The organism is Bradyrhizobium sp. HKCCYLRH2015 (assembly GCF_051168215.1).
Taxonomy (GTDB): domain Bacteria; phylum Pseudomonadota; class Alphaproteobacteria; order Rhizobiales; family Xanthobacteraceae; genus Bradyrhizobium.
In genome coordinates, this window is sequence record NZ_JBNPUO010000003.1 from 134,148 (window position 1) to 156,354 (window position 22,207).

Here is a 22,207-nt window from a genome sequence, read left to right on the forward strand (position 1 = left end):
CGTGATTGTTCTTGGGAACCTTCCGGCTCCAATTCCATCTAAGCCACGCGTGCTCAGCTTGGATGATCGACAATGCCTTGGACCACAGCGACCACAGTCTCCGCGGCGACGAGCGGCGAGGATGACCTGATCCGACGGGCAAAAGCCCGGGACGAGACCGCCATCCGGGCCATCCTCCAGGCCAACAACCGTCGCCTGTTCCGGATCGCCCGCGGCATCCTGTGCAATGACAGTGAGGCGGAGGACGTCGTGCAGGAGACCTATGTCCGGGCGCTCACCCATCTCGACGAGTTTCGCGGCCAGTCCAGCCTGTCGACCTGGTTGGTCCGCATCGCAATGAACGAGGCGATGGGACGCCTGCGCGGACAACGGCCCGCACTGCAACTGGATGTGCAGCACCAAGACAGGCCAGGGGCCGAGGTGATCCAATTTCCCGCCACGTCGAGCGATCCGGAGAAGTCTGTGGCGCAGCGCCAGATCCAGGCCGTCGTCGAACGGGCGATCGATGACCTGTCCGAGCCGTTTCGCCTGGTGTTCATCGCCCGCGTGATCGAGGAGATGAGCATCGACGAGACGGCGGACTTGCTCGGATTGAAGCCCGAGACCGTGAAGACGCGCTTGCATCGCGCCCGCGGCATGTTGCGCGAGAACGTCGAAAAGGAGATCGGTCCCGTCCTTCTGGACGCGTTTCCCTTCGCCGGCCCGCGTTGCGAGCGGCTGACCGACGCCGTGCTCGATCGTCTTCGACGTCCGGCGTGAAGATTCCCGGGAACGTCGGCTCCCGCTTTTCATCCAATCCCTGTGCAGCCATTCACCCGCCGGCCACGAGGTCCGGCGCCACAGGAGATGAGAACCATGTTCAAGCATATCGGCACGATCGCCGTCGCGCTCTGCGTCACGAGCAGCGCCGCCCTGTCGCAGGGCGCCAAGCTCAGCGATCCGCAGATCGCGCATATCGCCTACACAGCCGGCGAAATCGACATCAAGGCGGCGAAGCAGGCCTTGGACAAATCCGGGAGCAAGGAAGTCAAGGAGTTCGCCCAAGGCATGGTGCGTGACCACGAGGCGGTCAACAAGCAGGCCCTCGCCCTCGTCAAGAAGTTGAAAGTCACGCCTGAGGATAACGACACCAGCCGCGCACTGTCGAAGCAGGCGAGCGAGAAGCTCGACGAGCTCGGCAAGCTCAAGGGCGCGGCCTTCGACAAGGCCTATATCGCCAACGAGGTCGCCTACCACAAGACGGTGAACGGCGCGCTGGAGACGCAGCTCATTCCGTCCGCAACCAACGCCGAGCTGAAGGAGTTGCTGCAGACCGGCCTGAAGCTGTTCCAGGGCCACGAGCAGCACGCCGAGCATGTCGCGGCGGATCTGAAGTAGGACGATCCGATGCTGTCGGGACGCATCACTCTCGTGAGCATGGTTGTGCTCGCCGCCGTGAGCGTTCCGGCGCGCGCGGCCACGATCCGGATCGTGGTGGACAAGCTCGAATTCTCGCCGGCCGCGGCTTCGGCCAAGGTCGGCGACACCGTCGAATGGGTCAACAAGGATGCGCTGGCTCATACGGCGACGGCGCGGGATGGCGCATTCGATGTCATTTTGCCGCCGAGCAAGACGGTGAGTTCGGTCCTCAAGAAGGCGGGCACGGTCGACTACTACTGCCGCTTTCACCCCAACATGAAGGCGACCCTGACGATCGCGCCGTGACGCCGCTGGCCTCAATGCGGGTTTTCCAGGCTGAAGGTCTCGGATTGCTCGTCATAGGCAAACAGCTCGGCGTAGCGGCCCCATGATACGATGGTGTGCAGCGTCTCGTCGGCATAGTGCTCGGACATGTAGTCCTCGAGCTCGATGCGGAAGCGCGCGGCCGGCGCGGCGTGCGAGGGGCGGTCGTCGAGCACGCGGCGGATCAGCCCCATCAGCGGCACGTTCTCCATCAGATGCTGCGCGAACAGCTTCTTGCGCTCGTCGGTCTCCTGATGCGCGAACCGCCGTCCGGCCTCGGTCAGGGTCAGATCGCCTTCGCTGAGCTGGGCGAAGCGCAGGAGCTGCAGCGCCTCGGCCAAGGGAAAGATCTCGTCGACCTCGAGCTGCAGATGGCCCGCCAGCACCGGCAGGTCGGCATGCCCATTATAAGGTTCGCCGGCGAGCGTCTCGATCAGGCCCGAGATCGAGTTCGACGACACGTGGCTGAGCACCATGCCGACGCCGGCGCTGGCGGTGCTCGGCAGCTTCGGCTCGGGCCGCTGCGTCATGCGGGCATAGAGACTGTCGACGAGCTGGCGGAACGCCGGATCGAGCCGGTTGCGCGGATGCGGCAGGTCGACCTTGAACTCGGCGGCGACGCGGCCGGGATTGGACGAGAACACCAGGATGCGGTCGCACATCAGCACCGCTTCCTCGATGTTGTGCGTCACCATCAGCACCGACTTGATCGGCAGCCGCCCGTCGGTCCAGAGATCGACGAGGTCGGTACGAAGTGTCTCGGCGGTCAGCACGTCCAGGGCCGAGAACGGCTCGTCCATCAGCAGCAGGTCGGGATGCACCACCAGCGCGCGGGCGAAGCCGACGCGCTGGCGCATGCCGCCGGAGAGCTCCTTTGGAAAAGCGGATTCGAAACCGTCGAGACCGATCAGGTCGATCGCGGCCAGCGCGCGCTTGCGCCGCTCGGCGCTGTCGACACCGAGCGCCTCGAGGCCGAGCTCGACGTTCTGCAGCACGGTCAGCCAGGGAAACAGTGCGAACGACTGGAACACCATGGCGACACCAACGGGCGGGCCGGCGATGATCTCGCCGCGGCAGCGCGCTTCGCCCGAGGATGGCGACACCAGGCCGGCGATGATCCGCAGAAGCGTCGACTTGCCGGAGCCGGAGCGTCCGAGCAGGCCGACGATCTCGCCGGCGCGGATCGTGAGGTCAACCTTCTCCAGCACGACGAGATCCTCGCCGCTGCCCTTGGGAAACAGCCGGCTGACGCTCTTGATCTCGATCAGCGATGAGTCCTTGACCTGGTCGCGCATGACAATTCTCCCGGTCAGCCGAGCCGCAGCCGGCGTTCGCCGAAGGCATAGAGCGGCCGCCACAGCAGCCGGTTGAACAGAGTGACGAGAATGCACATCACGGCAATGCCGAGCACGACGCGCGGAAAGTCGCCGTGCTCGGTGGCCGCAGCGATGTAGGCGCCGAGCCCGCTTGCGGTGAGATGGGTATCACCCCAGCTCGCGACCTCGGCGACGATCGCCGCGTTCCACGAGCCGCCGGAGGCGGTAATGGCGCCGGTGATGTAATAGGGGAAGATTCCGGGCAGCACGACCTTGAACCACCAGCGCCAGCCGGTGAGATGCAGGCTCGCGGCGGCCTCGCGCAGGTCGGTCGGGAACGCGCTGGCCCCGGCGATGACGTTGAACAGGATGTACCACTGTGTGCCCAGGATCATCAGCGGGCTCAACCAGACATTGGCGTCGAGGCGAAAGCGCACGATGAGCACGACGAACACCGGGAAGGCGAGGTTGGCCGGGAAGGCGGCGAGGAATTGCGCCAGCGGCTGGATGCGCTCGGCGAGCTTCGGCCGCAGCCCGATCCAGACGCCGACGGGCACCCACATCAGCGACGCCAGCGCGATCAGCACCGCGACGCGGATCAGCGTGATCAGGCCGTAGCCGATCGCGGTGAGGACGTCGGTGAGCGCCAGCGTCGCCGAGAGATAGAGATAGGTCTTCCAGCCGGCATAGACGCAGCCGAGGATGACCACGGCAAGCCAGAGACCGTCGACCATCTGCGACGGCGGCGCGTGGCGCACGGGGCCGCTCCAGGCTTTCGGCCAGTTGATCCGCAGGTTCGAGAAGGTGCGGTTGAGCGCAGCGAACGGCATCGACAGCGAGCGCAGGGCGCGGGTGCGCCGGAACAGATCGAGCATCCAGGAGGTGGGCGGATTGCCGGAGGCGGTCTGCTCGAAGCGGAATTTGTCGGCCCAGGCCACGATCGGGCGGAACAGCAGCTGGTCATAGGCGGTGATGACGAGCAGCATGGTCAGCAGCGCGGCGCCGATCGCCGCCAGATCCTTCTGCTGAATGGCGAGCGCGACATAGGAGCCGATGCCGGGCAGGGTGACGGTGGTGTTGCCGACCGTGATCGCCTCCGACGCCACGACGAAGAACCAGCCGCCGGACATCGACATCATCGCATTCCATATCAGGCCGGGCATCGCATAGGGCACGTCGAGCCGCCAGAAGCGCTGCCAGCCGGAGAGGTGGAAGCTGCGCGTCGCCTCCTCCAGGTCCTTCGGCACGTTGCGCATCGATTGGTACATGCTGAAGGTCATGTTCCAGGCCTGGCTGGTGAAGATCGCGAACACGCAGGCGAGCTCGGCGCCCAGCACCTGGCCCGGAAACAGGTTCATGAAGAACACGACGGTGAAGGTCAGGAAGCCGAGGATCGGTACCGACTGCAGGATGTCGAGCAGCGGGATCAGCACGATCTCGGCGCGCCGGCTCTTGGCCGCGAGCGCCGCATAGACGAAGGTGAAGACGAGCGAGCACGCGATGGCGAGCAGCATGCGCAAGGTGGTGCGCAGCGCGTAGAGCGGCAGGTTGGACGGATCGAGCGAGACAGGGGCGGTGTCGAGCGCGGACAAGGGCTGGGTGGTCTGCTCGCCGCCATAGACGATCAGCACCATCGCGCCGACCACGATGATCAGCGCGACGACGTCCCAGATATTGGGGCGCACGGTTTCGCGCAGCACGGTCGTCCTGATGTCCCGGAGCAGCATCGGCATGTCTCGTCTGGTCGGCCGCAACCATCGGCGGAGGCTGCGGACGTGGCCGTGTCATGGCTTGAGGGCTGGTCGGCCGGACAGTGCCGGCCGAATCCGCACCCTAAGTGCCCTGTGTGATGGTTTGATATCAAGCGGAGCGGTCGGGATCCGGCCTCTCGGTCCGGCCTATCAAAGGATACGCAGGCAGCCTCTTCACGTTCCCGCGACGAGGCTAGTCGAACGCAGATGCGGCTTGGCTTGGGGCTCCATCGGTACGGAGACGCCGGGTCACATCTGTCGCGCCGACGACGGTCAGCGCCTCCCCCGCTTGCGGGGGAGGTCGCATCGCATCGTCAGGTGCGATGCGGGTAGGGAATGCTCCGGGAGCGACTGCCGCTGTGGCGCCCCCACCCCAACCCTCCCCCGCAAGCGGGAGAGGGAGCGCACTGGTCGGGCCGCAGCAGTGGGGCTCAATCACCCCACGTTCGGCTCGCCGCCGTCCGGCGCGAGCCTCGTCGCCAGGATCTTGTCGATGCGGCGGCCGTCGAGGTCGATGATCTCGAAGCGCCAGCCTTGCAGCTCGAAGCTCTGGCCGACCTCGGGCACGCTGCCGAAGTGCTGCAGCACGAGGCCTGCGACGGTGTGATAGCCGCGATGCGGCGGCACCTCGATCGCCAGCACGTCGGCGAACTCGTCGAGTTGCATCCAGCCGGAGACCAGCAGCGAGCCGTCGTCACGGCGGACGCAGGCCGGCTCGGGCGGGCCCTCCTCGGAGGAGAACGCGCCAACGATCGACTCCAGGATATCCGCCGCGGTCACCACGCCTTCGAACGCGCCGTATTCGTCGTGCACCAGCCCCATATGCACGGGCGCCACCTTCAGGATGGCGATCACGTCGCGCGCATCGACGGTGGACGGAATGATCGGCACCTCGCGCACCAGGCTGCGCAGGTCCGGCGTCTCATCGCGCAGATACGCCGCCAGCAGGTCCTTGGCTTGCAGCACGCCGATCGGACGGTCGCGCTCGCCGTCCGACACCGGCAGGCGCGAATGCGGGCTCTTGGCGAGCAGTTCGCGAATGGCCTTGGGGTCGTCGTTGAGGTCGACGACGTCGACCTCGGGCCGCGGCGTCATGATGGCGCCGACCGGACGGTCGCCGAGCCGCATCACGCCGGCGATCATCTCCTTCTCGCCTGGCTCGAGCACGCCGGCGGTCTCGGCCTCGCGCACCAGATGGTGGATCTCCTCTTCGGAAACTTTCTCCTCGGCCTCGCCGGAGCGGCCGAGCAGCGTCAGGATCAGCTTGCCGGAAAGGTCGAGCAGCACCACCAGCGGCAGCGACACCTTGGCGAGCAACTGCATGGCCGGCGCGACGCGGACGGCAATCGCCTCGGGATCACGCAGCGCGAGCTGTTTCGGCACCAACTCGCCGACGATCAGCGTGGCATAGGTGATAATGGTGACGACGAGGCCGACGCCGACGATGTCGGCGACCGAAGCCGACAGGCCGAGCTCCAGCAGCGATTGTGTCAGGCGCTGGCCGAGCGTGGCGCCGGAGAATGCGCCGGAGAGCACCCCGACCAGGGTGATGCCGATTTGCACCGTCGAGAGGAACCGGCCGGGATCGGACGCCAGCGCGAGCGCCCGACGGGCGCCGGAAACGCCCTTTTCCGCCAGCAGCGCCAGCCGCGCGGGACGCGACGACACGATCGCGAGTTCGGACATGGATAACAGTCCGTTGACGACGATGAGGACGACGATGATGGCGAGTTCGACGGAGAGCATTTCGACCTTGTCTGGCGCCCGGAGGGGCAGGATGGGGACAGGTCCTAGCATATGGGGACGGCAAGCGCCCAATGCCGGTGTGCGGAGGTGGCGTGCATGGGAGGGCTGAAAGTGGGAGGCTGGTTCGCTTGAGGCACGGGCAGCTCCTGAACCTCCGGTATGGGTCCCGGCGAACGCCGGGACCCATACCGCGTGATCTATCGAAGGCACTCGGAACGGCGACGAATTGCCGCCACCACGGGCGCTGACGATCAGGCAGGACAACTGCCAGCGAGGTCCCTCGATGGCGTCCGCGGTATGGGTCCCGGCGTTCGCCGGGACGACACCTTTTGTGGAGCGCCAGTTTCGGCTCTCACTGGCGTCAGGCCGCAGGGCGCAACGCCTGCGCGACCGCTCCTCAGAAATCCCCGTGCAGCCGCCCGGAGAAGATCGACACCGGGCCGCGGTCGGCGTTGTAGGCGGGGTTGCTGACGAATTGGTAGTCGGCGGTGAAGGTCAGGTACTTGTTGATGGAATAGGCGTAGTAGGCCTCGATGATGTTCTCGCGCCGGTAGTTCAGGGCGCCGTCGCCGATCAGCGGGCCGAGGCCACCGGCGGCGAGGAAGGCGCGGTGGTCGCGCGACAGGCCGTTGGTCACGCCGGCGAGGCCGATCGTGTCGTCGGGACGGCCCCAGCGGGTGCCCTTGATCGAGCTGCCCAGCGACAGGCTGTTGTCGATGTCGGTGAACGCCATGATCTCGGTCTTGCCGTCGTTCCAGCTCCAGCGCCCGAACAGGCCGACATCGTCCGTCAGCGCCTGGTCGAAGCTGACGACATAGCCGTATTTGCTGCGGCCGCGCCGCGTCTGGCTGATGTCGAGATTGAGCGCGGCATCGTCGAGCGTCTCTCGATAGCTGCCGGAAAACACGCTGTTGAACCAGCCGATTGTGCGTAGGTGACCGGGCTGCGAGAACAACTGATAGCGCGTTTCCAATTCGACGACGTAGCTGCCGCGGCGGAAGACGTTCATGTCGAAATTGTTCGAGTTCGATACTGCGTCCATGAGGAAATAGCCGGCGCGCAGCGCCCAGCTCTTTTGATTGAGCTCGGCTGTCGCGCCGTAGGTCAGGCCGAGCTTGTCGGCGGCGTAGTCGAAGGCGCCGGGCGCCCACACCGACCAGTTCATGAAGTCCTTGCGCGCGTCCTTGGCGTAGGCGTTGCCGTCGAACACGTCGAGCACGGGAAATTTGCCGATCTGCACGGTGAGTCGCGAGACGTCCTGCTTGCCCGATAGCTGCAACTGGCCGCTGCCGAGCTGCTCCTGCTCGCCGCCGAAGCCGAAGGTCTGGCGCAGGAACAGGCGCGAGGTGTTGTAGTGGGGATAGGGGAAGTCCGACTTCTGCGCCTCGCCATTGGAGAAGCCGGCAAGGCCGACGGTGTTGCTGAGGCCGAAGCCCTGCAGCAGCTCGGGATTGTAGTAGACCTCGCCGCCGTCCCATAGCCGCGCGTTGAGGTACAGGCTGTTGCTCCAGGTCTCCTGGAACTGGCGCGCCGGCGTCAGGCTGTTGGCGCCGGTATAGGCGGCGCGGAACGCCGGATAGCCCTGGCCGATCACGGTCGCCTGGCCGTGGATCTCCCAGCGGTCGGATTCGGGATCGGACGGATCGCTCTTGAGCTTCAGATCGGGACCGCTGGCGAAGTCGAGCTTGCGGTTGAGCCCGACGCGCAGGGTCTGGAAGTCGAGCTGCGAATTGTAGCTGGCGCCGTTGGAGAAGCGGACGCCGCCGTTCTCGAAATGGCTGTAAAGATATTCGAGGCGCCAGCTCCAATGCGGCGCAAAGCTGCGTTCGATGCCGGCGCCGGCGGCCCAGCCGAGCCGCGTCGTCAGCAGCTTCTCGGTGTCGCCGGCTGCGCTGGTGTTGATGAAGCGGCCGCCGGTCCAGGCAAGGCCGCCGGTGGCATAGACCAGCCAGTCGCCCCTGATGTAGCCGACGCGGCCGCGGGCGGTGGCGACATAGTCCCAGAGCTCCGAGACGTTCGAGCCGGGCGTGCCGAGCATCGCGACGGTGTGGTTGGAGGTGAGATAGTTCGGAAAGCTGAAATCGCCCTCGAGCCCGAGCAGCAGCCCGGAGCGGGTGACCCAGTTGTAGCCGGCCTGCACGCCGCCAGTGAGGCCGCTGAACGGGCTGCCGGCGCTGGCCGTCCCGCTCGGGTCGGTCAGGGTCGCCCGGGCATGGTCACGGGTATAGCCGGCGTGGACGCCGACATAGAGGCCGGTCCAGTCGAACACCGTCTGCGCCATCCGGGCCTTGACCGGCAGATCGGCGGCGGCGGCGGGGGCGGTGAGCGCGGCGGTCATGGCGGCGGCTGCGATCATCTCCCTGGTGCAGTTCGAACGGATCATGGCGGCAGATTCCCAAGGCGAGGCACACGACGACACCGGCAACGTCACAACTGATTGCCCGAGCACAGTCACGAGAAGATTACGGAGTAGACGATGTTCGATCAGAAGTGTGGACGGCACGCGGCAATTTGTGGATGATTTATATTGCGATTAATTCGCAACAGCAAGCGCGAGGGCTGTCTGATCCGGTTTCTGATTGAGGGTGTGGCGCCGACGCAACAAACAACCCGCCCGGGGCGGCCGGGCGGGTTGTCGAGATCGCGGATCGGGGCGGTGGACGCCGGCCGTGGCGAATTGGCGAGGCGGACCTTGGCCAGGGCGGGGCGAGGCGAGCGCCCAGCATCAATAGCCGCAGGCCCTGACGCGGCCGACATACTGGCCGTAGACGTTGTACTGCGGCACCCAGCGGCAGTACCGATAGCCACCGCCGTAATAGTAGCCGTCGTTGCTGGCGGCGATGGCGCTGCCGACGACGGCGGCTCCGACGAGGCCGGCACCGACGCCCCAGCCCCAGTGATGATGGTGGAAGCCGTTGGCCGCAGCGGGCGTCGACGTCGCCGCGATGCTGCCGGTGACGGCGAGCGCGGTCAGTGCGAGGGCGGCAATCTTGGTCTTGATCGACATGGTCGAAGGCTCCTGTTTGCTATTGGGGCGGCCGGCGTCGGCCGCTTGCCAAATTGGACGGAGCCTTTTCGAAACCGGTTCGAATCGCCGGATGAGGTGCCCGGCGCCCTGAAAATTCGTTCGTTGATACAGGGGCTTGGCCTCGGTTCAGCAGCCCGGCAACGGGCCGCGGCGAAGCGTGTTCACGTCGAAGTTATCGACGTCCTCCAGCAGCGCGCAGAACGCCCGCGCGCCGTGGTCCAGCACGCGCTCGCCCTTCTCCGCCGAAGCCTGCGTGGCATCGCCGACCGCACCGCTCGCATTCAGGTCCTGCGTCTGCCAGGCCATCGGCGCCGGCCGCTGCGTCGAGAGCACCTTGCAGGTGGTTTCCATTTCAGCGCCGCGCGAGGGGAAAGCGGCGATGGCATCGGTGCGCACCAGCGTGGGATGGCAGGCCAGCATGATCGAGGTCTCGACGGCGCCGCCGTGGATGCCGTGCCGCAGCTCATCGGCCGAGAACAACCCATCGGGCGCACCGAAGCGCGACCATGACGTCGTCACCACCAGCATGCGGTGATCAGCGCGCAGATCCTGCGCGACCAGGGTCATCGCAGCGCTGTTGCCGCCATGGCTGGTGACGATCACGAGCTTCCTGAGTCCAGCGCGCGCGACGCTGTCGCCGAGAGCACGCCAGCTCCGCAGCGCGACCTCCGTCGGCACGGTCAGCGTGCCCGGATAGTCGATATGCTCGGTCGAGATCCCCACGGGCTGCACCGGCAGCACCGTCACCGGCAGCGCCGGCGGCAGCAGCGCGCGGACGCGCGCGAGATAAGCCTCGGCAATGTAGACGTCAGTGCCGAGAGGCAGGTGCGGCCCATGCTGCTCGGTGGCGGCGAGCGGCAGCACCGCGATCCAGCGCGCGGTCTCGGGCGTTCCCGAGTCGGGCGCTCCAAAATCCGGCCAGTGCAGCTCGGTCCAGTCGCGGGGCGGCACGGTCATCGCGCGGGCCATTTCCTTCGTCCGTCGGGCAGGGTAGTTATCACCGATTGATCTTAGCATGTTCAGCCAGAAAGAACCGGGGAGACCAGACATGGCGCAGGCGCTTCTGTCGCGAACGTTAATGGCGGCATCGCTGGTCGTAGCCGGACTGATCTCGGCGGCTCAGGCCCAGATGCTGGACAAGGTCTCGTTCGGCACCAACTGGGTTGCCGAGGCCGAGCATGGCGGCTTCTTCCAGGCGGTCGCCGACGGCACCTACAAGCGCTACGGACTGGACGTGACGATCGTGCCGGGCGGTCCGAACGAGAACAACCGCATGCTGCTGATCTCCGGCAAGATCGAGTTCTTCATGGCCGCAAATACGCTGATGTCGTTCGACGCCGTCGCCAACAACGTGCCGGTGGTGTCGATCGCGGCGATGTTCCAGAAGGATCCGCAGGTGTTCCTGACCCATCCGGAGTCCAGGATCACCAAGCTCGAGGAGCTGAAGCCGCTGACCCTGTTCGTCTCCAAGGAAGGCATCTCCAGCTACTATCAATGGCTGAAATCGGAATACGGCTTCTCCGAGAAGAATGTCCGCCCCTACACGTTCAATCCGCAGCCCTTCATCGCTACGCCGCAGAGCGCAATGCAGGGGTATGTCACGTCGGAGCCGTTCGCGGTCGAGCGCGCCGCCGGCTTCAAGCCCGGCGTGATCCTGCTCGCGGACAACGGCTTCAACACCTATTCGACCCTGATCGAGACGCGGCGCGACCTCATCGAGAGCAAGCCGGACCTGGTGCAGCGTTTCGTCGATGCTTCGATCATCGGCTGGTACAATTACATCTACGGCGACAATTCCGCGGGCAACGCGCTGATCAAGAAGATGAACCCGGAGATGACCGATGATCTCCTTGCCTATTCGGTCGCCAAGATGAAGGAGTACGGCATCGTCGATTCCGGCGACAGCGTGGAGAAGGGCATCGGCGCCATGACGGACGAGCGCGTCGCCAGCTTCTTCGACAAGATGGTGCGGGCCGGCGTCGTCAAGTCGACGATCGACTATCGCAAGTCGTATACGCTGCGTTTCGTCAACAAGGGCGTCGGCATCGATCTCCGGCCGAAGAAGTAGGACGCTCGAGCGGCGCTTTCAGCAAATGAGCTCACCCCCTTCGTCCGAGCGCGCCGTTGCGACCGCGGTATGCCTGCGCGGCGTCACCAAGGTGTACGAGTCCGGCGTCGCCGCGCTGGGGCCGATCGATCTGACCATCGCCAAAGGCGAATTCGTCTCGCTGCTCGGCCCCTCCGGCTGTGGCAAGTCGACGGCGCTGCGCCTGATTGCGGGTCTGGTGGCGCCAAGCGCCGGGACGGTGGATGTCGCCGCCTCGTCAGAGGCGCATCCCGGCGATCGCGTCGGCTTCGTGTTCCAGGAGCCGACCCTGATGCCCTGGACCAGCGTGCGCGACAATGTCGGCCTGCCGTTGAAGCTTGCGCGGGTGCCGGCGAGCCAGGCGCGTCCAAGGATCGATGCGGCGCTCGAGCAGGTCGGTCTCGCTGATTTTGCCGACGCCTTTCCGCGCGAACTATCCGGCGGCATGAAGATGCGCGCCTCGCTGGCGCGCGCGCTCGTCACGCACCCCGGCATCCTGCTGATGGACGAGCCGTTCGCTGCCCTCGACGAGATCACGCGCTTCCGCCTCAACAATGATCTGCTGGAGCTGTGGCGCAGGCTGAACATGACGGTCGTGTTCGTCACCCATTCGGTGTTCGAGTCGGTCTATCTGTCGCAGCGCGTGCTGGTGATGACGGCGCGACCCGGCCGGCTCAGTGCCGAGATCAGGATCGACGCTGACCAGCGCGATGATGCGTTCCGTGCCTCGCCGGCTTATGCCGATGATTGCCGCCGGGTCTCTGACGCGCTCGCACCGGCCTATACCGGAGTGCATGCGCTGTGAGCATGCAGGGTCGAGAATCGTCCCTCTCGGGCGCGCGGCTTGCGAGCCTCGCCTTTCCCGCGATCGTGTTCGTCGCTGCGATGACGGCGTGGGAGCTGGTTGTGCGCCTCAACGGCATCCAGCCCTATGTGTTGCCCGGGCCGCTGCTGGTGCTGAAGACGCTTGTCGCCGATTGGGACATTCTCGCGCAATCGCTGCTGACGACCCTGATCACGACATTCGAAGGCTTCATCGCCGCAGCGCTCGGCGGCATCGCGCTGGCGCTGTTGTTCAACCAGTCGAAATGGCTGGAATGGGCGTTGTTTCCCTATGCCGTCGTGCTGCAGGTGACACCGGTCATCGCGATTGCGCCGATGCTCCTGATCTATCTGCCGCAGCAGACGGCGGTGGTCGTGTGCGCCTGGATCGTCGGCTTCTTCCCGGTGCTGTCCAACACCGCGCTCGGCCTCAACTCGGTCGATCGCAATCTCGCCGGGCTGTTCCAGCTCTATGGCGCCTCGCGCTGGCAGACCTTGCGCTATCTGAAGCTGCCGGCGGCGCTGCCTTACATTCTCGGCGGCCTGCGCATCGCCGGCGGCCTGTCGCTGATCGGCGCGGTCGTCGCCGAGATCGCGGCGGGCAGCGCTGGTGCCGGATCCGGTCTCGCCTATCGCATCGCGGAATCCGGCTATCGTCTCAACATACCCCGCATGTTCGCAGCGCTGGTGCTGCTGTCGGTCGCCGGGATTGTCATTTATGGCTTGCTGGCGCTAGTTTCGCACCTCGTTTTACGGCGCTGGCATGAGAGCGCGCTTGGAAAGGACAACTGATGGCGGCGACTTCGTCTGACAAGATCGATGTTCTGGTCTATGGGCCGCTGCGGCCGATCCTGGAAAAAGGATTCCCGGACAGCTTCAACGTGCACCATGCGACGACGCAGGCCGATCTCGAAGCGCTGCCGGCGGACGTGAAGGGCCGGATCCGCGGCATCGCCGTGACCTTCCACACCGTGAAGACCGACGCCGCCGTGATGGCGATGCTGCCGAAGCTCGAGATGATCGCAAGCTTCGGCGTCGGCTACGACCACATCGCAGCCGCGCACGCCGGACAGCACGGCATCATCGTCACCAACACACCGGACGTGCTGACCGAGGAGGTCGCCGACGTGGCGCTCGGGCTCCTGATCGCGACGTGCCGCGAATTCATCAAGGCCGATCGCTTCGTTCGTTCGGGGGAGTGGAGCGAGAAGCCCTATCCGCTCAGCGTCGGCTCGCTGCGCGACCGCACCGTTGGCATGGTCGGCATGGGCCGCATCGGCCAGGCGATCGCGCGCCGGCTCGAAGCGTCGCTCGTCCCCGTCGTCTATCACTCGCGCAACCCGGCGGCGGGCGTCGCCAACAAACACTATCCCGACCTGCTCGCGATGGCCAAGGACGTCGACACGCTGGTCGTCATCGTGCCTGGCGGTGCCGGCACCAACAAAATCGTCAACGCCGAGGTGCTGAAGGCGCTCGGACCGCGCGGCGTCGTCGTCAACGTCGCCCGCGGCTCGGTCATCGACGAGCAGGCTCTGGTCGAAGCGCTGAAGTCCGGCACGATTCTCGCCGCCGGCCTCGACGTGTTCGAGAAGGAGCCGGCGGTGCCGGACGCGCTCAAGGCGATGGACAATGTCGTGCTGCTGCCACACATCGGCTCGGCTGCCATCGTAACCCGCAACGCAATGGATCAGCTGGTGGTCGACAACCTCAAGGTCTGGTTTGCCGGCAAGCCGCCGCTGACGCCCGTTCCGGAAACGCCGGTGAAAGGTCGCCGATGAAACGTCCGCTCCCATTGCTGATCGCGCTGCTGTCGGTGGCGGGCGTCCCTGTCGTCGCACAAGACGCCGCCAGCCTGAAGAAGGCGATGATCGGGCAGTGGGAGCTCGCGACCACCGAGCGCAGCAAGACCTGCGTCGTGACCCTGAAGCCGGACGTCGCGCCGCGCGGGCAGAAGCTCGAGCTGGAGCCGGGCTGCGCCGCCGCGCTGCCCTTCACCAAGGACATCGCCGGCTGGAACGTGAAGGGCCTCGACATCGTCAGTCTCCAGGCCGCCAATGGCGAGGCGGTGATCGACTTCACCGAGGTCGAGGCCGGCATCTTCGAAGGACTGCGCCAGGGCGAAGGCGTCTACATCCTGCAGAATCTGGCGGCGGCGCGGTCGCTGGCGAAATCCATGGACCAGATGATCGGCGACTGGGCCATGGTCCGCGGCAACGGCGCCACGATCTGCAGCCTGGTGCTGACCAACAACGACGCCGGCAATGATAATTTCCAGGTGTTCGTGAAGCCGAAATGCGATCCCGCCGTCGCGGCGTTCGCACCGAGCCAATGGCGGCTCGAGCATGGCCAGATGATGCTGATGTCGGACCGTGGCGAGACCTGGCGGTTCGAAGCGGACGACAATGCGCAGTGGCGGCTCGTGCCCGACAGCGCCAATCCGCTGATCATGCTCAGGCAGTAGACGACACGCGCGCTGCTGAGCGTCCCTGCCCCGCGGCAGTCAGGCCTCGTCCGGCATCGGACTTGGTTAACGATTGGTTGCGTGCCTGTTCCACCAATCGGAACTTGTTGTTTACGCATCTTGCGTCTGATGGTTGCGCTTCATCGAGGGAGCCCGCCATGCGTGAGCTATTGCGCCGGTTCAACAGGTCGCTGCCGTCGTTCAGCCTGAACGACAAGATCTCGGCGGCTGCGGCCGCATTCGCCGTCCTGGTGATGCTGTCCACTTTGGGCGCGCTGTCGGCGCTGCGCGAGCAGCGCCTGTTCTACGACCGACTCCAAGCGCTTGCCGCGGCGTCCCGCAACACCGAGCGGACCAACGCGCTGATCTACGCGGTCGTGATGGAATCGCGCGGCATCTACATGTCGGCGGACCGCACCGTCGCGCGGCGCTATGCCGATGCGCAGCTCGTGAAGCTGGCGCAGCTGAGCAAGGTGGTGGAGGAGTGGGAAGCCCAGGTCGCCGACGGTGACGCCGCGCTGTTCGCCCCATTCAAGAAGCGGATCGAACAATTCGTCGCATTCCGCACCGAGATGGCGCGGCAGACGATTTCGGTCGGATCGTCCGCGGCGCGCGAGCTCGGCGACAATGACGAGAATCGCGCGGTGCGCACCGCGCTCAACGAGGACCTCGAGAAATTGTCGCGGCTCTATGCCGACCGCACCCGCGAGCTCGGCGAGACGGCCGATGCGCGCGGCATGGCCGCGTTCTATCTGGGGGCGCTCGGAGCGGTGATCATCACGCTGATCGCGGCCGCGGCGCTGGCGCTGCGCCGGGGCGTGCTGATGCCGCTGCTCGACATCGCCCGCGTCACCGACCGCATCGCCGCCGGCCGCATCAAGCTCAAGATTCCGCACGCGCGGCGCCATGACGAGATCGGACGGGTCGCGCAGGCCGTCGCGACCTATCAGGACGGTGCATTCCGCCTGCATGAGCTCGAGCAGCACGAGGTCGAGATCGAGCGCCAGTACACCGACATCCTGCGCCAGCACGAGCAGCTCGAGCAGGGCGCGATCAGCAGCCAGCAGCGGCTCGATGCGGCGGTCGCCAACATGGCCCAGGGCCTGATCATGCTCGACAGCTTCGGCTACGTGCTGATGGTCAACGACCAGTTCCGCAGGCTGTACAACGTTCCAGCTTCGATCGCAAAACCCGGTGCACATGTGCGCGAGATCCTCGCGCATCGCGCCAAGGTCGGTCTGCTGCGGGAGAAGCCGTCGGAATATCTCGCCGCGCTCCGCGAGCGCATGAAGGAGCGCCGGGCCGAGATCTTCGAGGTCGAGCTCGCCGACGGCCGCATCATCCGCATCTCGGAACGCCCTGTGGATGGCGGCGGCTGGATCGCCACGCACGAGGACTTCACCGCGCAGCGCCGGGCCGAGCGCAAGCTCGCGCGCGCCGAATACTTCCTCGCCGCACTGCTCGAGAACATCCCGCAGGCGGTGCTGGCCAAGGAGGCGCAGTCGCTGCGTTACATGTTCGTCAATCGCGCCGCCGAGCGTCTGTTCGGCGTGCCACGCACGGACATCATCGGCCGCACGCCGGCCGAGCTGTTCTCCCCGCCGACCGGCGCGATCCTCGAGGAAGCCGCCCGCGAACAGCTCGCAGGGCGCGGCGACGATGAGCCGCGAGCCCATAGCATTCTCACGCCCGGAAACGGTCCGCGCGACATCGTCGTGCGCCGGCTGCCAGTCTCGATCGGTGAGGGCGAGCCGAAATATCTGCTCAGCATCATCGAGGACCGCACGCAGGATCAGCGCGCGGCAGCATGATGCGTCACTGGCAACGTCCGGGATTCCCCCGCCTTGACGTCGCCTTGATCTGCATCAAGAACGGCCTCGCCGGGTGGAATAGCGTGCCCGAAACGGAGACCTGTTCATGATCCGACGTCTGGGGATTCCTTTCGCCACCCGCCTTGGCGCTGCCGCGCTGCTCATGCTTTCGGTCGCAGCGCCGCTGCATCAGGCTGCCGCGCAGGACGCGCTGGGTGGCGCCATCCTCGGCGGCGCCGGCGGCGCGATTCTGGGCGGCGCGATCGGCGGCGGCCGTGGTGCTGCGATCGGCGCGGTGATCGGGGCCGGCACCGGAGCTGCCATCGCGGCCGACGGCGAGCGCCGTCGTGGCGGTTATTATTCCTATCGCAACGGCTGCTATCTGCAACGCGGCGACGGCTCCTGGGTTCGCGCGCATCCGCGCTACTGCTACTAAGCCTTATCCGTCGGCCGAATTGGCCGCTTGGCCGCGCGATGAACGCGCGGCCGGCGACTTGGTTGCGCGCTCCAGCACCTGGATGACGCGCGGATCCTCGCAATGCGCGACGTTGAAGCGCATCATCGTCGCGGCGGATTGCGCCGCGCTGAAGACGTCGCCGGGCGCGAGCACCACGTGCTCCTCGAGCGCGGCCTGGGCCACCTCGATCGCCGTACAGCCGTCCGGCAACCTGCACCACAGATGAAAGCCGCCGCGTGGCATCAGCCATGGGGCGATACCGATGCGCTGCAGCCGTGCCGCCACCCGCGGCCGCGCTCGCGCAAGCCGTGCCCGCAGGTCCTCGACGTGCTTGCGGTAGCTGCCGCTGGTCAGCACCTGGGTCAACGTCTCCGCGGCGAATTGTCCGGGACCGCCGAAGCCGGTCGCGATCTGCAGGTCGATCAGCGGCTCGATCCAGTCCGCGCGCGCCGCGATGTAGCCGCAGCGCACCGAGGCCGACAGTGTCTTGGAGAAGCTGCCGACCAGGATCACCCGCGCAAGCCCGTCGAGCGCGGCGAGCCGCGGCGACGGCGCGGGTTCGAAATCGCCGTAGATGTCGTCCTCGACGATGATCGTGTCATGCGCTGACGCGGCGTTGAGCAGCCGGTGCGCCGTCTGCAGCGACAGCGTCGCCCCGGTCGGATTGTGCAGACCGGAATTGGTGATGTAGAGCCTCGGGCGCTCGGCCGCGAGCACTGCCTCGAACCGGGCGATGTCGGGTCCGCCCGGCGTCATCGGCACGCTGACGATCCGCGCCTGATGCGCGCGCAGCAGGGCGAGGAAGTTGAAGTAGCAGGGATCGTCGACCAGCACGGCGTCGCCGGGACGCAGCAGCATGCGGCAGATCAGGTCGATCGCCTGCGTACCGGACGAGGTCAGCACCAACTGCTCGCTGAACGCGTCGATGCCGATAGCGGCAAGGCGGCCCTGCAGCAACCGCCGTAGCGCCGCCGGTCCGCGTGCAGCGCCGTAGTCGCTCAGCACCCGCCCGCCGCCGCGCGCCAGCGCGCGGACCGCGCGCCGCAGCGCGTCCTGCGGCATCCACTCGGCCGGCAGCCAGCCGCAGCCGGGCGTCAGCGTTCCCGGCCCGGCGTCGAGCGACTGCCGCGACACCCAAAACGGGTCGACCGCGCGCGGACGGCGCGGCTCGCGATCGCCGAGGGCCAGCGGCGGCAGCGCCGTATCGGCGACATAGAAGCCGGAGCCGCGCCGGGCGCGGATCACGCCTTCCGCGGCAAGTCGGTCATAGGCCTCGACGACGGTGGCTGGCGAGACCCCCATCGCCGCGGCGAAGGCGCGGATCGAGGGCAGACGCTGGCCGGCGCTGAGCGCGCGCGTCGCCAAGCGCTGCCGGATCGCATCGACCACGGCGATGGTCCGCGTGCCGCCCCGGCGGAAATCGCGCGTCACTTCTCCCAAGTGTGTCGCCCTTTGCACCAATACAGATTGTGGAAATTGTATCGGTCTGTCGCTGCCGCAACAAGCCTGGTCGGGCTATGGGATCTGCGAGGAGGAGCCGTGCATGAAGGGATCGATCGAAGGCTGGGGGAGCGGCATCGTCGGCATGACGATCTTCAGCGGCTCGCTGCCGGCGACGCGGGCGGCACTGGAGGGTTTTTCGCCGCTGTTCCTGACGGGCGCACGCGCGACGCTCGCGGCCGTGCTGGCCGCGCTTTGTCTCATGCTGCTGCGTCAGCCGCTCCCCGGCCGGCGCGATCTGGTGTCGCTGGCAGTCGTGTCGCTCGGTGTCGTCATCGGTTTTCCGCTGCTCACCGCTCTGGCGCTCCAGCACATCACCTCGGCCCACGCGATCGTGTTCGTCGGTCTGCTGCCGCTGTCGACCGCCTTGTTCGGCGTGCTGCGCGGCGGCGAGCGGACGCGGCCTTTGTTCTGGCTGTTCGCTGCGCTCGGGGCTGCGGCGGTCTCGGGCTTCGCCCTGTCGCAGGATGGCGTCGCGTCGCCGATCGGCGATCTCGCGATGATCGCCGCGATCATCGTCTGCGGCCTGGGCTATGCCGAGGGCGCCATGCTCACGCGCAGGCTCGGCGGCTGGCAGGTGATCTCGTGGGCGCTGCTGTTGTCCGCGCCGCTGATGCTGCTGATGGCGGTGCTGACGCTGCCCGCCGCATCCCGTGACATCACGGCCGCGGCGTGGCTGGGCCTCGCCTATGTCTCCGTCTTCAGCATGTTCGTCGGCTTCGCCTTCTGGTACCGCGGGCTCGCCCGTGGCGGCACTGCGACGGTGGGCCAACTGCAACTGCTGCAGCCCTTCCTTGGCCTCGGTTTCGCGAGCCTGCTGCTGCATGAGCCGGTGTCGGCAACGATGATTGCCGCAGCCGGAATCGTCGTCGTCTGCGTGGCGATGGCGCGCCGCTGGGCGTAAGCCGTCGGCGGCTATTTGCGATGATAGAGTCCGGTGAAGCTGACGCCGGCGCCGCCGCAATCATTGTTGTCCTCGACCAGCAGAAGCGCGCCGATTCGCTGCAGGCGCACGCGGCACTCGTCGCCGGCATTCGGCCGCTCGAACGGCGTGCTGCCGTCGTCGACAAAGGCAATGAGGCCGCCCTTCGGCTCTGCCGTGGCGCCGAGCGATCCGTTGCGCAACTCGCGCCCGGCCGGCAGCACCTGATCGCCTTCGATCCGGAGCCGGTTGCCGGCCTCTTTCCTGATCGTCAGCCCCCCTCCAGGGTGCTCCCAGCTTCCGGTCCAGTCGGCTGTCGTCGGCGCGGCCATCGGCTCGACGGCGGTGAGGGCAGCGCGCGGCAACCAGCCGGTGGTCCAGATCTGTGCCTTCGCATGCGGCTGCTGGTAGCTGACGCAGGCGAAAGCGCCGCGGGTCCTGTCGACCAGCACGAGGTCGTCGCGGACGAGGTAAGCCTTCTTCCGGCAGGCGTCGGTCGCAGCGGGACAGCTGGCGGCCTTGAAGTCGTCGTCATAGGGGCTCTTGACGAAGTTCACCCGCGGCTGGCCGCTCACTTTGGCCACGACGAGCGGCCGCGCATCATCCCAGCCGACGCCATTGCAATTGGCGGGATCGTTGGCGTCGTAGGCGGCGGCCGCCGTGAGGGGCAGGACGCCCAGGATCAGTCCGATGAAGGCCGCGCGCATCCGTCGTTCCTCTCCACGCTTCGCCAGCATTAGCCGGCGCGGGAAGACGGCCGGTTCAAACCGGCCCGACGTTTCGTCTATCCCGCTCGTCTATCCCGCGGCGATCTTGGCGGCTTCGCTCGCCGCGCGCTGCATGCTGTTCGACATCTCGGTCGTCACCGTGCTCTGCTCCTCGACGGCTGCCGCCGTCGAGGTCACATACTCGCTCACATTGTGAATGGCCTGCTTGATCTCGCCGAGCGCCAGCACCACCTCGCCCGAGATGTTGTTGAGACCTTCGATCTCCTGCCCGATCTTGTCGGTGGCGTGCTTGGCCTGATTGGCGAGGCTCTTCACCTCGGAGGCCACGACGGCGAAGCCGCGTCCGGCCTCGCCGGCGCGGGCGGATTCGATCGTCGCGTTCAGTGCCAGCAGATTGATCTGCCCGGTGATGTTGTCGATCATCTCGACGATGCCGCTCATCGCTTGCGTCGCGGCGGAGAGATGCTGCGCCTGGGTGTCCGCCGCCCCGACGCGATCGACTGCGCCCATCGCGGTTTCCCGCGACTTGGTCATGGCCTCGGAGATCTCGCGCACGGAGGCGTTGAGCTCCTCGGCGCCGGCCGCAACCGATTCCATCATGCCGCGCACGCGCTCGTTGCCCATTCGCACCAGAACCTGCTTCGTGACGTCGGTCGCGTATTTGACGACCTTGAACGGCCTGCCGTTCAGATCGAGGATCGGATTGTACGACGCCTGGATGTAGACCTCCCTGCCGCCCTTTCCGATCCGCTTGTATTCGCCGGCCTGATATTCGCCTCGGTTGAGCTTGGCCCAGAAGTCGCGATAGCCGGCGCCGTCGCGCTCGATTGGCTCGACGAACATGCTGTGGTGCTTGCCGCTGATTTCGCCGAGTGTATAGCCGAGCGCGGCCAGGAAATTGTCGTTCGCCGTGATCACCGTGCCGTCCATGTTGAACTCGATCACCGCCTGCGACTTTCCGATCGCCGCAATCTGGCCGGCCAGATCGGCGGTCTTCAGCTTTGCGGCCGTGACGTCAGTCGCGAACTTGACCACCGCGAACGGCTTGCCCCGCTCGTCGAGGATCGGATTGTAGGACGCGAGAATCCAGACCTCCTTGCCGTTCTTGCCGAGCCGTTTGTACTCGGCCGCCTGGTATTCGCCGCGATTGAGCTTGGCCCAGAAGTCGCGATAGGCCGCGCTGTCGCGCTCGGCGGGCTCGACGAACATGCTGTGGTGCTTGCCCTGGATTTCCCGTAACTCATAACCCATGACTTTCAGGAAGTTTTCGTTGGCCGTGGTGACCGTGCCGTCCATGTTGAACTCGATCACGGCCTGAGAGCGGTCGAGCGCGGCGATCTTGCCACTGTCCTTGAGGTGGGCGATCTTCTTGGCCGTGATGTCGATGGCGATCTTGACGATCTTGCAGGGCTTGCCCTTGGCGTCGAGAACCGGATTGTACGAGGCTTCGATCCAAACCTCGCGGCCGCCCTTGCCGATCCGCTTGAATTCCGCAGCCTGGAAGTCTCCCTTGTTCAACGCGGCCCAGAACGCGCGATAGTCCGCGCTCTCGCGCTGATCCGCGGGCACGAACATCGAATGATGCTTGCCCTGAATCTCCTCGAGACGGTAGCCAAGTGCGTCGAGAAAGTTCTTGTTCGCCGTTCGGATAGTGCCGTCCATGTCGAATTCGATCATGGCTTGGGAGCGGCTGATGGCAGCGAGTTGAGCCTCTGCGCCTCCAGCGGTCTTGCGAGCGAACATCGAGCGGAGTCCTTCCAGATGGGAGCGAATTCGATGATGGTATTTGCGGGTTGTTAGCTGTACGCATCTACCGGCGGCAGAGAAGGGGACGGCTCGAACGAACGACCTGCCGTC

General features: G+C 66.3%; 20 protein-coding genes. 11 read left to right on the forward strand and 9 right to left on the reverse strand.

What is annotated here, in order from left to right; genetic code table 11:
• Positions 1–72 precede the first annotated feature (72 nt).
• The 3 genes from ACQR1H_RS08650 (at position 73) to ACQR1H_RS08660 (ending at position 1,704) form a co-directional block, all read left to right on the forward strand.
• On the forward strand, positions 73–759 hold the full coding sequence (locus ACQR1H_RS08650; RefSeq protein WP_316239344.1) for an RNA polymerase sigma factor: 687 nt from the start codon (positions 73–75) through the stop codon (positions 757–759).
• Positions 760–855: 96 nt separating this feature from the next.
• Positions 856–1,377, forward strand: a complete 522-nt coding sequence (locus ACQR1H_RS08655) for a DUF4142 domain-containing protein (protein ID WP_315800533.1) — start codon at positions 856–858, stop codon at positions 1,375–1,377.
• A gap of 9 nt (positions 1,378–1,386) precedes the next feature.
• The gene (locus ACQR1H_RS08660; RefSeq protein ID WP_316239343.1) at positions 1,387–1,704 is read left to right on the forward strand and encodes a cupredoxin domain-containing protein; all 318 of its coding nucleotides are present in this window, start codon (positions 1,387–1,389) and stop codon (positions 1,702–1,704) included.
• Positions 1,705–1,715: 11 nt separating this feature from the next.
• On the opposite strand, the gene ACQR1H_RS08665 is transcribed toward ACQR1H_RS08660, so the two are convergent.
• The 6 genes from ACQR1H_RS08665 to ACQR1H_RS08690 all read right to left on the reverse strand — a co-directional run bounded on the left by ACQR1H_RS08665 (position 1,716) and on the right by ACQR1H_RS08690 (position 10,532).
• The gene (locus tag ACQR1H_RS08665; RefSeq protein ID WP_316183142.1) at positions 1,716–3,017 is read right to left on the reverse strand and encodes an ABC transporter ATP-binding protein; all 1,302 of its coding nucleotides are present in this window, start codon (positions 3,015–3,017) and stop codon (positions 1,716–1,718) included.
• A gap of 14 nt (positions 3,018–3,031) precedes the next feature.
• Positions 3,032–4,765, reverse strand: coding sequence for an ABC transporter permease (locus ACQR1H_RS08670; RefSeq protein ID WP_315800909.1), 1,734 nt, complete (start codon positions 4,763–4,765; stop codon positions 3,032–3,034).
• Between the two features lie 459 nt (positions 4,766–5,224).
• A complete protein-coding gene (locus ACQR1H_RS08675; RefSeq protein ID WP_315800530.1) occupies positions 5,225–6,535 on the reverse strand; it encodes a hemolysin family protein in 1,311 nt (436 codons plus the stop codon).
• A gap of 397 nt (positions 6,536–6,932) precedes the next feature.
• Positions 6,933–8,918 (reverse strand): carbohydrate porin, encoded by a 1,986-nt coding sequence (locus ACQR1H_RS08680; RefSeq protein WP_434907419.1) that lies wholly within the window; start codon positions 8,916–8,918, stop codon positions 6,933–6,935.
• Between the two features lie 342 nt (positions 8,919–9,260).
• Positions 9,261–9,542 (reverse strand): hypothetical protein, encoded by a 282-nt coding sequence (locus ACQR1H_RS08685; RefSeq protein WP_315752260.1) that lies wholly within the window; start codon positions 9,540–9,542, stop codon positions 9,261–9,263.
• 147 nt (positions 9,543–9,689) lie between these two features.
• The gene (locus tag ACQR1H_RS08690; protein WP_410053196.1) at positions 9,690–10,532 is read right to left on the reverse strand and encodes a creatininase family protein; all 843 of its coding nucleotides are present in this window, start codon (positions 10,530–10,532) and stop codon (positions 9,690–9,692) included.
• Between the two features lie 109 nt (positions 10,533–10,641).
• On the opposite strand from ACQR1H_RS08690, the gene ACQR1H_RS08695 reads away from it, so the two are divergent.
• From ACQR1H_RS08695 to ACQR1H_RS08725, 7 genes are all read left to right on the forward strand, one after another.
• Positions 10,642–11,631: an ABC transporter substrate-binding protein gene (locus ACQR1H_RS08695; protein ID WP_315800907.1), complete on the forward strand. Its 990-nt coding sequence runs from the start codon at positions 10,642–10,644 to the stop codon at positions 11,629–11,631.
• Positions 11,632–11,656: 25 nt separating this feature from the next.
• Positions 11,657–12,454, forward strand: coding sequence for an ABC transporter ATP-binding protein (locus ACQR1H_RS08700; protein ID WP_315800528.1), 798 nt, complete (start codon positions 11,657–11,659; stop codon positions 12,452–12,454).
• Positions 12,455–12,456: 2 nt separating this feature from the next.
• The gene (locus ACQR1H_RS08705; RefSeq protein WP_315800527.1) at positions 12,457–13,263 is read left to right on the forward strand and encodes an ABC transporter permease; all 807 of its coding nucleotides are present in this window, start codon (positions 12,457–12,459) and stop codon (positions 13,261–13,263) included.
• Positions 13,263–14,249 carry a 2-hydroxyacid dehydrogenase gene (locus ACQR1H_RS08710; protein WP_315800526.1) on the forward strand — a complete coding sequence of 329 codons (987 nt, stop codon included), beginning with the start codon at positions 13,263–13,265 and terminating at the stop codon, positions 14,247–14,249. Before ACQR1H_RS08705 ends, ACQR1H_RS08710 begins: the two co-directional genes overlap by 1 nt.
• A gap of 86 nt (positions 14,250–14,335) precedes the next feature.
• Positions 14,336–14,932 carry an AprI/Inh family metalloprotease inhibitor gene (locus tag ACQR1H_RS08715; protein WP_434846565.1) on the forward strand — a complete coding sequence of 199 codons (597 nt, stop codon included), beginning with the start codon at positions 14,336–14,338 and terminating at the stop codon, positions 14,930–14,932.
• A 158-nt stretch (positions 14,933–15,090) separates the two neighbouring features.
• Positions 15,091–16,743: a PAS-domain containing protein gene (locus ACQR1H_RS08720; protein WP_434907420.1), complete on the forward strand. Its 1,653-nt coding sequence runs from the start codon at positions 15,091–15,093 to the stop codon at positions 16,741–16,743.
• 106 nt (positions 16,744–16,849) lie between these two features.
• Positions 16,850–17,179, forward strand: a complete 330-nt coding sequence (locus tag ACQR1H_RS08725; RefSeq protein WP_316183137.1) for a hypothetical protein — start codon at positions 16,850–16,852, stop codon at positions 17,177–17,179.
• A 3-nt stretch (positions 17,180–17,182) separates the two neighbouring features.
• Here ACQR1H_RS08725 and ACQR1H_RS08730 read toward each other — a convergent pair whose 3' ends face one another.
• Positions 17,183–18,640: a PLP-dependent aminotransferase family protein gene (locus tag ACQR1H_RS08730; protein WP_434907421.1), complete on the reverse strand. Its 1,458-nt coding sequence runs from the start codon at positions 18,638–18,640 to the stop codon at positions 17,183–17,185.
• 103 nt (positions 18,641–18,743) lie between these two features.
• Between ACQR1H_RS08730 and ACQR1H_RS08735 the strand changes: the two genes are divergently transcribed.
• Complete coding sequence (locus ACQR1H_RS08735) at positions 18,744–19,604, forward strand: DMT family transporter (protein WP_434907422.1); 861 nt, start codon at positions 18,744–18,746, stop codon at positions 19,602–19,604.
• Between the two features lie 11 nt (positions 19,605–19,615).
• Here the strand turns inward: ACQR1H_RS08735 and ACQR1H_RS08740 are convergent, their stop codons facing one another.
• Complete coding sequence (locus ACQR1H_RS08740; RefSeq protein ID WP_316183134.1) at positions 19,616–20,329, reverse strand: hypothetical protein; 714 nt, start codon at positions 20,327–20,329, stop codon at positions 19,616–19,618.
• A 90-nt stretch (positions 20,330–20,419) separates the two neighbouring features.
• A complete protein-coding gene (locus ACQR1H_RS08745) occupies positions 20,420–22,093 on the reverse strand; it encodes a methyl-accepting chemotaxis protein (protein ID WP_315800905.1) in 1,674 nt (557 codons plus the stop codon).
• Positions 22,094–22,207 lie beyond the last annotated feature (114 nt).